Raw genomic sequence first — 15,433 nt, 5'->3', positions numbered from 1 at the left:
GTTGTCTCCTTGGTGTGGGTACTGCAGGGGTCAGGGGGTGGGGGCCGCCGCGCGCGCGGTGCGCAGGCGCCGCCGGCCGATCCGGGAGATCCGGCGCCCGCGGGCCCAGGCGAGCACCGCGGCCGAGACGACCGACAGGATCAGCAGCACGCCGGTGATGATGTTGATCACCTCGCCGCTGGTGCCGGCCAGGCGCAGCGCGCTGCCGAGCGTGCCGATGAGCAGCACACCGGCGATGACGCCGTGCAGGGCGCCGCGCCCGCCGAAGATCGAGACGCCGCCGAGCAGGACCGCCGCGATGACCTGCAGCTCCATGCCCGTCGCGTTGTCGCCGCGGGCATTGCTGTAGAGCAGCGTGAAGTACACGCCGGCGAGGCCCGACACCGCACCCGAGAGCACAAAGAGGGTGAACTTCGTCTTCGCGACGTCGATGCCCGAGAAGTGGGCGGCCTCCTTCGAGAGGCCGATGGCGTAGAGCGCACGGCCGAACGGCGTGAAGTGCAGCAGGATCGCGAACACGATCGCCAGCACGACGAACGGGATCATGATGACCGGGATCGGGGTGCCGGGGATCAGCGCCTTGGCGAGATCGGTCCATTCCTCGGGGAACTCGGTGATCGCGGTCGTGCCCAGCAGGCCCACGGCGATGCCGCGGAACAGCGCGAGCGTGCCGATCGTGACGGCCAGCGACGGCAGGCCGACGACGGTCACCAGGAACCCGTTGATCACGCCGCACACGGCACCCGCGACGATCGCGACGAGCGCGGCGACGGGGAACGGCGCGCCTGCCTGAGTGAGCACGCCCGTGAGCACGCTCGACAGCCCCAGGATCGAGGCGACCGACAGGTCGATCTCCTCGGTCACGATGATCAGCGTCATCGGCAGGGCGATGAGCAGGATCGGCGCGATGTCGCGCAGCAGGTAGGTGAGCGTCAGCGGGCTGCCGAAGGCGGGCACCGAGGCGATCGAGTACACGATCACCAGCACCAGGAGCGCGATGATCGCGGCCTCGCGGGTGATGAGCGCGCGGCGCCAGAACGGGTGGGCGTGGGCCGGCGTCCCGGTGGAGACGACGGTCGTGGCGGGCGCGGTCATCGGTGATCCTCTCGCTCGGCGATGAGCTTCCGGTGGCGGCGCACGGCCAGCACACGGTCGAGCACGATGGCGCCGATGATCAGCGCGCCGACCACGGCCTGCTGCCAGAAGTCGTCGATGCCGATGATGGGCAGGGCCCGGTTGATGGTGAGCAGCAGGAAGGCGCCCACGGCGGCTCCCCACACGGTGCCGGCGCCGCCGGCCATCGCCACGCCGCCGATCACGGCCGCACCGATGGCCTGCAGCTCCCAGCCGTAGCCGGCGTTGGAGGCGACGGTGCCGTAGCGGGCCGCGAACAGCACGCCCGCGAACCCGGACAGCGCGCCCGAGACGACGAACGCCGTCAGGATCCGCCGGGTGACGGGCAGGCCGTAGAGGTGCGCGGCGGCGGGATCGGATCCGATCGCGTACAGCTCGCGACCGGAGCGGCGGGTGTGCAGGTACCACGCGGCGATGATCAGCACGGCGAGCGCGATGAGCGTCAGGTAGGGCAGCCCGAGGATCATCCCGGTGCCGAGCCCGCGGAAGTCCTTGGGCAGATCCGACGCGTTGATCCGGTCGGACCCGGTCCAGGCGATGTTGATGCCGCGGTAGACGTACATCGTGCCGAGGGTGATGACGAGCGCGGGGACCTTCGCGTAGGCCACGAGCGCGCCGTTGACGAGGCCGAGCACCGCACCGAGCAGGCCGCCGGCGAGGAAGACGGCGATCGCGGGGATGCCCGGCACGTCGATGAAGAGGCGGCCGGTGAGGTAGGCGGTGAGGCCCACGACCGATCCGACCGAGAGGTCGACGTTGCGGGTGATGATGACGACCGCCTGGCCCACCGCCACGAGCAGCAGCAGCGACGGGGTCAGCAGCAGGTCGCGCCAGCCGTCTCCCGAGAACACGAACGAGGGGTTCGCGACGGTGGCGGCGACGATCACCAGGATCAGCGCGAGCAGGATGCCCGTCTCGCGCGCGGTGAACAGGGTCTTCGCGAGGCGCATCAGGCCGCCGCTCCTTCCGCCGTGGCGGCCATCATCACGTTCTCGGGGGTTGCCTCCGAGCGCTCGAACTCACCGGTGATCCGGCCCTCGCGCATCACGAGGACGCGATCGGCCATGCCGAGCACCTCGGGCAGCTCCGACGAGATCATGAGGATCGCCATGCCCTCCTGGGCGAGCTGGGACAGCAGGCGGTGCACCTCGGACTTGGTGCCGACGTCGATGCCGCGGGTGGGCTCGTCGACGATCAGCACGCGGGGGTCGCTGGCGAGCCACTTGCCGAGCACGACCTTCTGCTGGTTGCCGCCGGAGAGCGTGCCCACCTCGGTGTCGAGCGAGTTCGTCTTCACCTCGAGGCGGGTGGCCCACTCGCGCGAGGCGGCGGTCTCGCGCGCCTCCCACAGCAGGCCCCACTTCGACAAGCGGGAGCGGATCGCGAGGGCCGTGTTGCGGGTGACGCTCTGGTCGAGCACCAGGCCCTGCTTGCGGCGGTCCTCGGGCACCAGCGCGAGGCCGCGGGCGGTGGCGGCGCGGACATCGCCGCGCGGCAGCGTGCGGCCGCCGAGGCGGACGGATCCGGAGTCGTAGCGGTCGACGCCGAACACGGCGCGGGCGACCTCGCTGCGGCCGGCGCCCACAAGGCCGGCGAGACCCACGATCTCGCCGGCGCGGAGCTGGAACGAGATGTCGCGGAACACGCCCGTGCGGGTGAGCCCCTCGACCTCGAGCACCACGTCGCGGATCTCGGAGGGAAGCTTCGGGAACAGGTCGGTGACGTCGCGGCCGACCATCTGGCGCACCAGGGCGTCGACGGTGGTCTCGGCGATGGGGGTGGTCGCGATGTAGGCGCCGTCGCGCATCACCGTGACGGTGTCGCACAGGGCGAAGACCTCGTCGAAGCGGTGCGAGATGAACAGCAGCGCGCGGCCCTCGTCGCGCAGGCTCCGCGCGACCGCGAACAGGCGCTCGACCTCGACGCCCGAGAGGGCGGCGGTCGGCTCGTCCATGATCAGCACGCGTGCGTCGAGCGAGATGGCCTTGGCGATCTCGATGATCTGCTGATCGGCGATCGAGAGGCCGTCGGTGACGCGGTCGGGATCGATCCGGACGCCCAGGCGGTCGAAGATCGACACGGCCTCGGCGCGCATCGCGCGGCGGTCGATGCCGCCGGTGCGCGTGGTGGGCTGGCGCCCCATGAAGATGTTCTCGACGACCGAGAGGTCCGGGAACAGCGTCGGCTCCTGGTAGATCACGGCGATGCCGGAGGCCTTCGACTGGGCGGTCGATCCGAAATCGACCTCCTCGCCGTCGAGGGTGAAGCCGCCCGAGTCGCGCTGGTACAGGCCCGCGATGATCTTCACGAGCGTCGACTTGCCCGCGCCGTTCTCGCCGATCAGGGCGTGGATCGACCCGCGGTGCAGCGCGAGACTGCCCGAGCGCAGTGCGACCACGGCGCCGAAGGCCTTGGTGACATCGGTCAGCTCCAGCAGCGGAGCGGCCGACGCGGCGGGGGATGGCGGATCTGGGGGTGCGGCAACCATGACGCGGGGGCTCTCTTCCTTGAGAATCCGTCTGATTTGAAACGGTTCAAATGGATGATAGCCCCCGCGCGGCTCGGCGCGTCAAGCGGGATGCGCACGGTCACACCCGTGAAAGCGCTTCCTGCCGCGGATTCCCGGGCCTGAACGCCCTATCCGCGGCGCGCCGCGTCCCGCGCGTCGGCCCTCTCCGTCATGGCCAGTTCGTCGTCGATCCAGTTCGGCGCATTGTTCTTGAGGAACACCAGGTAGACGACGAGCGAGACGGCGATCGCGACCGTGACGTACGCGATGAACAGGGGCACCTGGTCGGTCGCCTGGGCGCCGGCGTACAGCAGGGGCGCGGTGCCGCCGAAGACCGAGTTCGCCAGTGCGTAGCCGAAGCCGACCCCCAGCGCGCGGATGTGCGTCGGGAACAGCTGCGCCTTCACCACCGCGTTGATCGACGTGTAGCCCGTGAGGATCACGAAGCCGCCGAACAGGATGAGGAACGCCACGACCGGGTTCTCCTGGGTGGGCAGCGCCGTGATGAGGAACCAGGTGTAGAGGACGCCGCCCACGCCGAAGAAGACCAGCAGAGTCTTGCGTCCCACGATGTCGGCGAGCCAGCCGCCCACCGGCTGCAGCAGCATCAGGCCGATGAGGGCGATGAGGTTGATGATCGTGCCGGTGACCACGTCCTCCCCCGCGAACGAGCCCTTGATGATCGTCGGCCCGTTGACCGAGTAGGTGTAGAACGCCACGGTGCCGCCCATGGTGATGAGGAAGCACAGCAGCAGCGGCCGCCACTGGCGACGCAGCAGCTCGGACATCGAGCCCGAGCCCTTGCTGCCCTTGGCGGCGGCGATCGTGTCGTCGCGCAGCGACTCGTCCATGGTGCGGCGCAGCCAGAACACCACGACCGCGGCGACGCCGCCGATGCCGAACGCCACACGCCAGCCCCACGCCGAGATCTCCTCGGGCGAGAGGGTGAGGACCATGATCAGCAGCGTCAGCTGGGCGAGGACGTGACCACCCACGAGCGTGACGTACTGGAACGACGACAGGAAGCCGCGTCGGCCCGGCATCGCCGCCTCGGACATGTACGTCGCGCTGGTGCCGTACTCGCCGCCGGTGGCGAAGCCCTGCAGCAGGCGCGCGAGCGTGAGGATCACGAGCGCGCCGGCGCCGATCGCCTCGGCCGTCGGCGTGATCGCCACGATCAGCGAGCACAGCGCCATGAGCGACACCGAGATCGTGAGCGCGAGGCGGCGGCCGTGGCGGTCGGCGAAGCGCCCAAAGAACCAGGATCCGACGGGCCGCATCAGGAACGTCACGCCGAAGATCGCCCAGATGTAGATCATCGAGTTCTTCTCGTCACCCGCGAAGAACTGCGACTCGAAGTAGCTGGCGAACACCGAGTAGACGTAGACGTCGTACCACTCGACGAGGTTGCCCGCCGAGCCCTTCAGGGTGTTGGAGACCGACCTGCGCAGGGAGGTGGGGATGGTCGTCGTGGTCGACATGGAGGTCCAATCCGGCTCGGGGAGATCCTGCCATCCTGGTCTCCGGCCGCGGCCCCTGTCAGGGGGTCGAGGTGCCCATGCCGAGCGCGATCACTCGCCGCGCGAGATCTTCACCATCTCGTCGCGGGGGACGACCTTGACGCGGGCGCGCTGCTGCGGAGCGCCCAGCGACACCTCGTGGGCGTCCAGGCGGTGCCAGCCCTCGAGATCCGTCCACGCCACGCCGCGCTCCGCGAGGAGGGCGGGGATCGCCTCGTCCGACGGGTCGACGGGCTGCCACCACGAGCCCTGGTCGTTGACCAGGTGCTGGATGGTCTCCATGGCGTCCGACTTCGTGTGGCCGATGAGGCCCACGGGGCCGCGCTTGATCCAGCCCGTGGCGTACATGCCGGGGATCCGGTCGTTCGACTCCTGCGAGAGCACCTGGCCCTCGTGGTTCGGGATCACGCCGTGACGATCGTCGAACGGGACACCCGGCAGGGGTGATCCGAAGTAGCCCACCGCGCGGTAGAGCTGCCCCATGGGCACCTCGCGCAGCTCGCCGGTGCCCACCACACCGCCCTCGCCGTCCGGGCGGGTGCGCTCGTAGACGAGCGCCTCCACACGACCCTCGGCGTCGGTGCGCACCTCGACGGGCTTCGCCCAGAAGTGCAGGTGCAGGCGCCGCGACGCGGTGCCGCCGGCGTTGTTGACCGAGTCGCGCAGGCGCCACGACTGCAGCACGCGGTCGATGACCTTGACCTGCTTGTTCGTCTCGATCGCGGCCTTCGACGCCTCGTCGTAGTCGAAGTCCTCGTCGTAGACGACCATGTCGACGTCGCGCAGCTCGCCGAGCTCGCGCAGCTCGAGCGGGGTGAACTTCACCTGCGCGGGGCCGCGGCGGCCGAACACGTGCACGTCGGTGACCGGCGACGTCTCGAGCAGCTCGTAGACGTTGGGCGGCACCTCGGTCGGCAGCAGGTCGACGGCGTGCTTGGCGAGGATGCGCGCGACATCCAGCGCCACGTTGCCGTTGCCGAGCACACCGACCGACGGCGACGTCAGCGGCCACGTGCGGGCGACGTCGGGGTGGCCGTCGAACCAGCTGACGAAGTCGGCGGCGCCGAAGGAGCCCTCGGCGTCGATCCCCGGGATGTCGAGGTCGGCGTCGCGGATCGCGCCGGTCGCGAAGATCACCGCGTTGTAGTGGTGCTTCAGGTCGTCGAGCGTGATGTCCTCGCCGAAGCGGACGTTGCCGAACAGGCGGATGTCGCCGCGGTCGAGCACCTCGCGGAGGGCGTTCACAACGCCCTTGATGCGGGGGTGGTCGGGGGCGACGCCGTAGCGGACGAGGCCGTAGGGCGCCGGGAGGCGCTCGAACAGGTCGATCGACACGTCGAACTTCTTCTCGGTCTTGAGAAGGATGTCCGCGGCGTAGATTCCGGCGGGGCCGGCCCCGACGATGGCCAGGCGGAGCTTGGTCATTGTGCTGCCTTTCGTCTGCGTCAGCTGCTGCGGTCGACGAGCGACTCGGCGAAGCGGGTGAGCGCCTCGCGGACACCGCCCCCGAGGGGGCCGTGCGGCAGCGGCGCGAGGGCGTCGATCGCCTCGCGCGTCCACGTCAGCGCGAGCTCGCGCGTGCGCGCGGTCGCGGGATGGTCTCGGAGCGCCGCGAGCGGCGCGTCGAGGATCGCGGGATCCTCGCCCTCGCCGATGCGCTCGACGCCGTCGTCGATGCGGGCGGTCAGCGCGCGGGCCTCGTCGGTGTCCTCCGCCGCGAGCAGCAGGTAGGGCATCGTGGGCACGCCGGCGCGCAGGTCGGTGCCGGGCACCTTGCCGGTCTCGGCGGGATCGGCCGAGAGGTCGATCACGTCGTCGAGCAGCTGGAAGGCGACGCCGACCTTCTCGCCGTACACGCGCAGCGGCTCGCGATAGCGCTCGTCCGCGTTCGAGAAGATCGCGCCCGCCTGCACGGAGGCGGCGATGAGCGAGCCGGTCTTGTCGGCAAGCACCTGGATGTAGAACTCGATGGGGTCGTCGCCGGCCTGGACGCCGAGGGTCTCGTGCATCTGCCCGAGCACCAGGCGCTCGAAGGTGTCGGCCTGCAGCGCCATGGCCCGGTCTCCCAGGCGTGCCATGACCTGGCTGGCGCGGGAGAAGAGCAGGTCGCCGGTGAGGATCGCGATGCTGTTGCCCCACACCTGGTGCGCGCTCGCGACGCCGCGGCGGCGGTCGGCGCCGTCCATGACGTCGTCGTGGTACAGCGACCCGAGGTGCGTCAGCTCGAGGGCGGACGCGGCGTCGACGACGTCGGCCACCGCTCCGTCGCCGAGCTGGGCGGCCAGCAGCGCCAGCATCGGGCGCACGCGCTTGCCGCCGGCCTCGTAGAGGTAGCGGCTCGTCGCATCGACGAGAGCGTCGGTCGAGCGCAGCTCCTCGCCGAGGCGGGCCTCGACCGACTCGAGGCCCTCTTCGATCGTGGCGATGAGGCGCTTCGATCCCGGGCCGGCGAAGACGCGCTCGCTGAGGCCGAAACGGCTCGCCATCGACGAGCCCGCAGTGGATCGAGAGGTCACGAGTCCAGCCTATCGGCGGGCTCCGCGGGCTCGACGACAGGCTTGACGGCACGGTGCAGAGCGACGATGCCGAACGTCAGGTCGCGGTAGGCCACCTGCGTCCACCCGATCTCGCGGATCCAGTCGGCGAGCGTCGTCTGGTCGGGCCACGACTTGATCGACTCGTTGAGGTAGTCGTACGCCTCGGTGTTCGACGACACGGCCCGCGCGATCCGCGGCAGCACACGGTCGTTGTAGAAGCGGTAGGCGCCGCGGATCGCCGGCTGCGGCGGGTGCGAGAACTCGCAGATCACCAGGCGGCCACCGGGCTTCGTGACGCGCAGCAGCTCGGCCAGCGCCTTCTTCGGCTGCTTGACGTTGCGCAGGCCGAACGACATCGTCACGGCGTCGAACTCGTCGTCGGCGAACGGAAGCGCGGTGGCGTCGGCCTCGACGAACTCGAGGTTGCGCACGCCGCTGCGGCGACGACGCCCCTCGGCGATCATGCCGGGCGAGAAGTCGGCGGCGACGACGTGGGCGCCGCTGCGGGCCAGCGAGACCGACGACGCGCCCGTCCCGGCGGCGAGGTCGAGGATGCGCTCGCCCGGGCGCGGGGCGACCGCGCGCGTGGTGGCGATGCGCCACAGCTGGTCGTTGCCGACGCTCAGCACGGTGTTGGTGACGTCGTAGCGCGCGGCGACCTGGTCGAACATGCCGCTGACGCGGGCCGGATCCTTGCCGAGGTCGGCGCGGTTGGGCTCGGAATGGGCGGCGCGAGTCATGGACTCAGTCTAGGTCGGACAGCACCCCGAGCCACCGGTCGGCTGTCTCGTCATCGAAGGGCTTCTCGCGCGCGAGCACCCGCCGGTGCAGATCCGCGGCGGTCGCCTCGAGCTCGGCCATGACGTCGGCGGGGTAGCCGAACAGCTGCGCGTGCTCGGCCCACTCGTCCTCGTCGTCGATGTAGACGCCCCGCGCGTCGAGGCGGCGGACGACATCGAGGTCCATGTCGATCGCGGTGGGAAGGCCGTCCTGCGGCCACCGGACATCCCACGCCACGTCGATGTACACCCGCGTCAGGTCGGGGGCGTCGTTGAGGGTGAGGACCCAGTCGCGGCGGTCGTGCGGCAGCAGCATCACGCTCGCGGCCGACAGGATCACGTTGCGGCCGGGGCGGAAGGCGCGCGAGCCGATCCGCTGGCCGACCCACTCGCCGTGCTCATCCGATCCGAGGTAGACCACCTCGTGCTCCCAGTGCGGGGATCCGTCCCACTTCCGCCAGCGGAAGGCGAGCGGGGTTCCGGGAGCGGGGCGGGGCATGCTTCGAGCCTACGGCCGGGTCCGCGCAACGGATCTAGACTCGGGGGGTGTCTGAGAAGCCTCCCGTTCCGCGTCTGATCGTGGAGACGCGGGAGGTCCCGCACATCGAGGACCCGCTCCTGTTCGCGAGCCGCCCGTGGCCGATCGCGTGGCAGCGCCGCGGCGACATGCTGGTCGGCGCCGGCGGCGACGTCCTCCGGATCGAGGTGGACGGGCCCGATCGCCTCGCCCGCATCGCCGAGAGCTGGCGGCGCGTGATGGAGTCCGCCGAGGTGGACGACGCGGTGGCGCTGCCCGGCACGGGCCTCGTGGCCTTCGGCGCGTTCGCCTTCGACGAGTCCTCGGCCTCCCCCTCGACGCTCGTTGTGCCGTCGACGATCATCGGACGCCGCGGCGGGCGATCCTGGATCACCCGGGTGCGCGGCGCGGCAGACGCCGACTGGGCACCGGATCCGGTCGCCGACGAGTACGGCGCGCACTGGTCGGCGACGCTCGGCCCGGGCCGGATGGACCCGGAGGCGCACGGCGACGCGGTGCGCCATGCACTGGCGGCGATCGAGGCGGGCGAGGTCGGCAAGGTCGTCGTCGCGCGCGAGATCACCGGCACCGTGCCAGCCGGGGCCGACCTGCGGCGCCTGGTGCGGGCGCTCGCCAGCGGCTACCCCGACACCTGGACCTTCTCGGTCGAGGGGATCATCGGCGCGAGCCCCGAGACGCTCGTCACCGTGCACGGCGGCGACGTGACCGCCCGCGTGCTCGCCGGCACCCGGCCCCGCGGTGCGGACGCCGACGAGGACACCGCGATCATCGCCGAGCTCGCCGTGAACCCCAAGGACGTCGACGAGCACGAGTACGCCGTGCGCTCCGTGGTCGACGCCCTGCGCCCGCACACCTCGGCCCTGGCCGCCGCCGAGGCGCCCTTCACGCTGAAGCTGCCGAACCTCTGGCATCTCGCGACCGATGTCGAGGGCACGCTGACCAACGGATCCTCGGCGCTGGACATGGTGCGTGCCCTGCACCCCACCGCCGCGGTGGCCGGGACGCCGACCGAGGCGGCTCTCGCCCTGATCCGCCGCATCGAGCCGTTCGACCGCGGACGCTACGCGGGCCCCGTCGGCTGGATCGACGGCAACGGCGACGGCGAATGGGCGATCGCGCTGCGCTGCGCCCAGTTCGGAACGCCCGGGGCGCCCGCCGCACCCGGGGATGGCGACGACGCCCGCCACCGCGACCCGGACGGCACCCGCGCGGTCACCGCCCACGCGGGCGGCGGCATCGTGGCGGGCTCGGTGCCCGAGGCCGAGCTGCTGGAGACGCGGGTGAAGTTCCGTCCGATCGTGGACGCGCTGAACTGACGACGCTCACCCCGCTCGTCGAGCGACGGAGGAGCGACGGGGTCGAGGCGCCCCGGTGGAGGGGCGCCCCGGACCCCGCTCAGCGACCGACGTCGTCGAGGAACGCCAGGAAGTCGTTGCGGAAGCGGCCCTGGGGGTCCATCTCGCGGGCCAGCTCGGCGAACTCGCCGAGCTTCGGCCACACGCGCGCGCGATCCGCGGCCGACGCCTGCGAGAGCTTGCCCCAGTGCGGGCGGCCCTCGAAGGGCGCCAGGGCCTCCTCGATCTTGGCGATGACCGCCTCGACGGCGGGCTGATCCTGCTTCCAGGTGAAGTGCAGGCCGACGGCGTCGGTCTCGTACGCCGGGCTCAGCCAGAGCGTGTCGGCCTTCATCGAGCGGATCTCGGTGACCTGGATGAGCGGGGCGATGTCATCGGCGAGCGTGCGCAGCACCCGCAGCGCCTCGACCGCGTGGCGACGCGGCACGAGCAGCTCGGACTGCAGCTCGTCGCCATTGGACGGGGTGAAGTCCAGGCGGAAGTGCGGCAGGCGGTCGAGCCAGCGGCCCGGCACGCCCAGCTGCTCGGTGCAGGCCTCGGCCGACACCCCGGCGAGCGGGTGCAGGCGCTCGGTGGCCGGGGCGGGGTCGCCCGGGATCACGGGGACCTGCTCGCCGCGGGCCTTCGTCCACACCTGGTCGACGCGATCCGGATCCGTCCACTGCAGGAACATGCTGACGCTGTAGGCGGCGCCCATGATCGCGTCGAAGTTCTCGAGCGCGGTCTCGAGCGGCAGCCCGGTGAACACCCGCTGGGTCACCTCGAACGACGGCTCGATGTCGAGCGTGACCCGGGTGACGATGCCGAGCGCCCCGAGGGAGACCACGGCGCCGTCGAACTGCGCGTCGCCGCGGCGCAGGGTCACGACCTCGCCGTCGGCGGTGACCAGCTCGATGGCGGCGACGGCCGACGAGAGCGTGCCGACGCCGTCGCCGGATCCGTGCGTGCCGGTGGCGACCGAGCCCGCGATGGTGATGTGCGGCAGCGACGCGAGGTTCGACAGGGCCCAGCCCTGCGCCTCGAGCAGCGACGCCAGCTCGCCGTAGCGGGTGCCCGCGCCCACCGTGACGGTGCGCGCCTCGGCGTCGATCACGGGGGCGGCGACGAGCTTCGCGGTCGAGATCAGCGTCGCGTCCGTGTCGGCGATGAGGTTGAACGAGTGCCCGGATCCGAGCGCGCGCACCGTGCCGGCGCTGCTCAGGATCTCGCGGACCTCGTCCGTCGTCGACGGTGTCGCGATCTCGGTGGTGCGGAAGCGGACGTTGCCCGCCCAGTTCGTCAGCGTCATCGGGCGCCCTCTCGGTAGTCGTTGGCAAGCTTCTCGCCCGCGGCGCGCAGCCAGCGGGTGGTCTCGGTCATGGCGGCCTCGGCGGATCCGGCGAGCGCGGTCAGCGAGAGCGCGTCGACGCCGGTCGTCTGGGCGTCCTCGGCGATGCGACCGGCGACGACGGCGACCCGCGCGCCGGCCCGGTGGGCGAGCTCCGCGACGAACGCCGGCGTCTTTCCGGCGGCCGACTGGCCGTCGTACGAGCCCTCGCCCGTGATCACCAGGTCGCTCCCCGCGACCGCGTCGGCGAGGCCGGTGAGCTCGGCGATCTCGGCCGCTCCGCCGGCCAGGCGCGCGCCCCAGGCGAGTAGCCCGTAGCCGGTGCCGCCCGCGGCGCCCGCTCCGGGCGCGGCGGGGTCGGCGCCGAGCAGCGTCGCGAGCAGCGCGAGGCCCGCATCCGCGCGCGCGATCCGATCCGGATCCAGGCCCTTCTGCGGGCCGAACACGGCCGCGGCGCCGTTCGGGCCGGTGAGCGGATTGGTGACATCGGTGAGCACCAGGACTCCGCCCGCGGGCACGGGGCGCAGGCGCGTCAGGTCGACCTTGGCCAGCTCCTCGAAGCCGGCGGCGCCCGGCGGCACCGAGACGTCGTACGCGTCGGTGAAGCGGGCGCCGAGAGCGGTGAGCGCTCCGATGCCGCCGTCGGTGGAGGCACTCGATCCGATGCCGAGGATAAGGCGCGATGCGCCGTTGTCGAGGGCCGCGCGGATCGTCTGCCCGAAGCCCAGCGTCGACGCGTCGCGCCCGCGAAGGTCGCCGTGCAGCAGCTCGATGCCGGAGGTCGAGGCCAGCTCGACCACTCCCGTGCCGTCGGGCAGCAGCAGCCACGAGGCATCGACGGGCGCGCCGGCGGGGCCGGTGACGCGGACGGGCATCCGGCGGGCCTCGGGAATGGCCGTCGCGAAGGCGTCGATCGTGCCCTCGCCGCCGTCCGCCATCGGCCGCAGGACGACGTCGTCCCCCGGGCGGACCGCCGACCATCCCTCGGCGAGCGCCCGCGCGGCGTCGCCCGCGGCGCAGGTGCCCTTGAAGCTGTCGGGTGCGATCACGATCTTTGTGCCCACCACGCCAGCCTATGGGCCGCGCCGAGGGCGTCGGTCCACGCGGATCCCGGGCGGCTCGGCTGGTGGTCACAAAACGCCGCGCGGGGCGCCCGCCTTGCGGCGATTCCTGACCAGGAGCGGAGGCGAGATCGGCCGAACGCGGCAGGATGAGCGGATGCAGACGGATCCGGGCACCGACGTGATCTTCAGCGGCGGCCGATCCGGGGTCGGCAAGTCCTCGGTGGCCTTCGAGATCTCGCGGATCCTGGCGGGTGCGGGCATCCGGCACGCCGTCATCGAGGGAGACAACCGACCAGGCCCACCCGCAGCCCTGGCGCGACGGCATCGACCTCGCCGGGCGCAACCTCGCCGCGATGTGGGCCAACTATCGCGAGCTCGGCTACTCGCGCCTGATCTTCACGAACACGGTGAGCGTCCTCGAGATGGCGCCCCTGTCGGCCGCCCTGGGCGGCGAGGTGCGGGGTTCGGCGTGCTGTTGACCTCCTCCGACGAGACGGCGGCCGAACGCCTCGGCCGGCGGGAGGCCGGATCCGCGCTCGCCGACCACCTGGACCGCAGCAGGGCGGCCGCCGAGCGGCTGGACACCGCGGGGCCGGAGGTCGCGCGCGTCGCCACCGACGGCCGCCCCGTCGTCAGGATCGCCGCAGAGATCCTGGAGCGCGCGGGCTGGTGGACGGTGGGCCCGGCGGCGCCGTGACGGAGCACCGCCGCGTCAGGGGCGAGCGGCGGCCAGGAGGCGGCGGATGCGCGCGACGAGACGCGACGGGTCCGAGATGTCCTCCGCCGTGACGTACGTCACGCGGTAGCCGAGCGCCTCCAGCTCGGCCCGGCGCAGCTCGTCCCTGCGCCATTGATGGCGGTCGCGGTGGTGGTCTCCCTGGTACTCGACCACCAGCATCTGCTCGCGGAAGAGCATGTCGACGCGGGCGACGAAGCGCGAGCCGTCGAAGATCTCGACATTGCACGCGGGCGCGGGGAGGCCGGCCGCCGCGAGGGTGACACGCGTCCACGACTCGCGCGGCGACTCGGATCCGGAGTCCGCGAGGCGGAGAGCCTGGGCGCGACGCGTCGAGAACGGGGCCTTCGCGAAGCGGGCCGCGGCCGCGTCCAGCTCGTCGACGTCGGCCATCGGCGAGCGACGCGACAGGATCCGATCCGTCACCGCCACCAGATCCGCCAGCCCGAGCCGCGAGGACAGATGCACCCAGGTGCGCGCGACCCCGAGCGTCCGCACGCCCCGGCGACGCACGACGTCGTCGCCGGTGAGCTCGAGCACGCAGCCGCGCACGCCGGGCCGCCGGACGCGGGTGGCGCCGGCCGGGACCGCGAGCACCGGCCGGTCGAACGCATGCCGCTCTTCGCCGAGCGGAAGCGGGAGCCCGTGCAGCGCGGCGGCCGTGGCCCCGGCGGCACAGGCGTGGAGGGGCACCACGGCCAGCAGCAGCCGCAGCCGCTCGAGGTCGGTCAGCTCGTCCCGCGCCCTCGCACCGTGAAGCGGGCGGGCCAGATCGGTGCGCCGCAGCCGACTGGCCGACACCCCGGCATCACGGGCATCGTCCACGGTGAAGGCAGTGGGGAGACCCGGCGGCAGTGGCGAGGGCGACGGCATGTCCCCACTCTCGCGGCGGCGCCCTCCGCGGATCCGTCCCTCCACAGGCCCGCTTCCCCTCGCGTCCCGGATCCGGGCCTGGGGACGAGGGGCCGCCCGCCGGCGGCTCGGCTGGTGGTCACAAAACGCCGCGCGGGGCGCCCGCCGTGCGGCGATTCCTGACCAGGAGCCCCGCGCTCACGCGGGGGTCAGGTCACAGCGTGGCGCGCAGGCGGGCCTTCTCGGCCTCGACGTCGAAGTCGGCCGCCGGCCACTGCGGGTCGATCGACTCGAGGGTCTCGAGCAGCAGCTCCTGCACGGCGAGGCGGGCGTACCACTTGCGATTCGCCGGGACGACGAACCACGGCGCCTGATCGGTCGAGGTCCGGGTGAGGGCGATCTGGTACGCCTCCTGGTACTCGTCCCAGTGGGCACGCTCGTCGACGTCGCCGGGGTTGTACTTCCAGTGCTTGTCGGGGCGCTCGAGGCGCTCCATCAGCCGCACCCCCTGCTCTTCGGGCGAGATGTGCAGCATCACCTTCAGGATCCGCGTGCCCGAGTCGGCGACGCGGCGCTCCAGATCCGCGATGGCGTCGTAGCGGCGCTCGATCTCGGCGGCGTCGGCCAGCTTCCGCACCCGGCCGATCAGCACGTCCTCGTAGTGCGAGCGGTCGAAGACGCCGATGAGACCGGGGCCGGGAAGGCGCTTCTCGATGCGCCACAGGAAGTCGTGCGCCAGCTCCTCCTCGGTCGGTGCCTTGAACGCGGCGAGCTCGATGCCCTGCGGGTCGACGCCGCCCACCACGTGGCGCACCACGCCGCCCTTGCCTGCCGAGTCCATCGCCTGCAGCACCAGCAGAACGGCGTCGGTGGCGGTGCCGCCGCGGCTGGCCGCGTAGAGGCGCTCCTGGTACTCGGCGAGCTGCTCGAGGCCGGCCTTCAGGTCGACCTTGCCGCTGACCTTGTCGCCCGCGTAGCCGGGTGTCGAATCCGGGTCGACATCGGAGAGCCGGAACCCGTCTCCCACTCGCAGCGCCCGCTGGGCGTCCTCGGTCCACCGGGTCTGGCTCTGCGCGATCATG

15 protein-coding genes are annotated in these 15,433 nt (G+C 72.1%); 3 read left to right on the top strand and 12 right to left on the bottom strand.

The annotated features are described in order from the left end of the window. Positions 1-30 precede the first annotated feature (30 nt). The 8 genes from ACOKGD_RS03230 to ACOKGD_RS03195 form a co-directional block, all read right to left on the bottom strand. Complete coding sequence (locus ACOKGD_RS03230; RefSeq protein ID WP_342336827.1) at positions 31-1,095, bottom strand: ABC transporter permease; 1,065 nt, start codon at positions 1,093-1,095, stop codon at positions 31-33. After that, positions 1,092-2,084 (bottom strand): ABC transporter permease, encoded by a 993-nt coding sequence (locus tag ACOKGD_RS03225; RefSeq protein WP_342336828.1) that lies wholly within the window; start codon positions 2,082-2,084, stop codon positions 1,092-1,094. Before ACOKGD_RS03225 ends, ACOKGD_RS03230 begins: the two co-directional genes overlap by 4 nt. Beyond that, on the bottom strand, positions 2,084-3,622 hold the full coding sequence (locus ACOKGD_RS03220) for a sugar ABC transporter ATP-binding protein (RefSeq protein WP_342336830.1): 1,539 nt from the start codon (positions 3,620-3,622) through the stop codon (positions 2,084-2,086). The genes ACOKGD_RS03225 and ACOKGD_RS03220 overlap by 1 nt, the downstream gene beginning before the upstream one ends. A gap of 149 nt (positions 3,623-3,771) precedes the next feature. Next, a complete protein-coding gene (locus ACOKGD_RS03215) occupies positions 3,772-5,124 on the bottom strand; it encodes an MFS transporter (protein WP_342336831.1) in 1,353 nt (450 codons plus the stop codon). Positions 5,125-5,214: 90 nt separating this feature from the next. Further along, the gene (locus ACOKGD_RS03210; RefSeq protein ID WP_342336832.1) at positions 5,215-6,588 is read right to left on the bottom strand and encodes an FAD-dependent oxidoreductase; all 1,374 of its coding nucleotides are present in this window, start codon (positions 6,586-6,588) and stop codon (positions 5,215-5,217) included. 20 nt (positions 6,589-6,608) lie between these two features. Beyond that, positions 6,609-7,649 (bottom strand): polyprenyl synthetase family protein, encoded by a 1,041-nt coding sequence (locus tag ACOKGD_RS03205; protein ID WP_342337164.1) that lies wholly within the window; start codon positions 7,647-7,649, stop codon positions 6,609-6,611. Between the two features lie 26 nt (positions 7,650-7,675). Continuing rightward, positions 7,676-8,440 carry a demethylmenaquinone methyltransferase gene (locus tag ACOKGD_RS03200; RefSeq protein WP_342336833.1) on the bottom strand — a complete coding sequence of 255 codons (765 nt, stop codon included), beginning with the start codon at positions 8,438-8,440 and terminating at the stop codon, positions 7,676-7,678. 4 nt (positions 8,441-8,444) lie between these two features. Beyond that, complete coding sequence (locus ACOKGD_RS03195) at positions 8,445-8,978, bottom strand: DUF402 domain-containing protein (protein ID WP_342336835.1); 534 nt, start codon at positions 8,976-8,978, stop codon at positions 8,445-8,447. A gap of 47 nt (positions 8,979-9,025) precedes the next feature. Here ACOKGD_RS03195 and ACOKGD_RS03190 point away from each other — a divergent pair, with 47 nt between their 5' ends. Further along, positions 9,026-10,333, top strand: coding sequence for an isochorismate synthase (locus ACOKGD_RS03190; RefSeq protein WP_342336837.1), 1,308 nt, complete (start codon positions 9,026-9,028; stop codon positions 10,331-10,333). Between the two features lie 79 nt (positions 10,334-10,412). Here ACOKGD_RS03190 and ACOKGD_RS03185 read toward each other — a convergent pair whose 3' ends face one another. Together ACOKGD_RS03185 and ACOKGD_RS03180 are read right to left on the bottom strand one after the other, a co-directional pair. Beyond that, entirely contained in the window at positions 10,413-11,660 is a 1,248-nt protein-coding gene (locus ACOKGD_RS03185; protein ID WP_342336839.1) for an FAD-binding protein, read from the bottom strand. Beyond that, positions 11,657-12,763 (bottom strand): glycerate kinase, encoded by a 1,107-nt coding sequence (locus ACOKGD_RS03180; RefSeq protein ID WP_342336840.1) that lies wholly within the window; start codon positions 12,761-12,763, stop codon positions 11,657-11,659. Before ACOKGD_RS03180 ends, ACOKGD_RS03185 begins: the two co-directional genes overlap by 4 nt. A 251-nt stretch (positions 12,764-13,014) precedes the next feature. On the opposite strand from ACOKGD_RS03180, the gene ACOKGD_RS03175 reads away from it, so the two are divergent. Both ACOKGD_RS03175 and ACOKGD_RS03170 read left to right on the top strand, forming a co-directional pair. Further along, complete coding sequence (locus ACOKGD_RS03175; protein ID WP_342336841.1) at positions 13,015-13,242, top strand: hypothetical protein; 228 nt, start codon at positions 13,015-13,017, stop codon at positions 13,240-13,242. Continuing rightward, positions 13,233-13,460, top strand: a complete 228-nt coding sequence (locus ACOKGD_RS03170; protein WP_342336843.1) for a hypothetical protein — start codon at positions 13,233-13,235, stop codon at positions 13,458-13,460. The genes ACOKGD_RS03175 and ACOKGD_RS03170 overlap by 10 nt, the downstream gene beginning before the upstream one ends. 15 nt (positions 13,461-13,475) lie before the next feature. Here ACOKGD_RS03170 and ACOKGD_RS03165 read toward each other — a convergent pair whose 3' ends face one another. Together ACOKGD_RS03165 and ACOKGD_RS03160 are read right to left on the bottom strand one after the other, a co-directional pair. Then, complete coding sequence (locus tag ACOKGD_RS03165; RefSeq protein WP_342336844.1) at positions 13,476-14,372, bottom strand: endonuclease domain-containing protein; 897 nt, start codon at positions 14,370-14,372, stop codon at positions 13,476-13,478. Between the two features lie 193 nt (positions 14,373-14,565). Then, a complete protein-coding gene (locus tag ACOKGD_RS03160; RefSeq protein ID WP_342336845.1) occupies positions 14,566-15,432 on the bottom strand; it encodes a PPK2 family polyphosphate kinase in 867 nt (288 codons plus the stop codon). Between the last annotated feature and the right edge of the window lies 1 nt (position 15,433).

Origin of the sequence: Microbacterium phosphatis, from assembly GCF_049177115.1 — a bacterium.
In the GTDB taxonomy this organism is placed as follows: domain Bacteria; phylum Actinomycetota; class Actinomycetes; order Actinomycetales; family Microbacteriaceae; genus Microbacterium; species Microbacterium phosphatis.
This window is presented reverse-complemented; position numbering and strand designations above follow the sequence as displayed.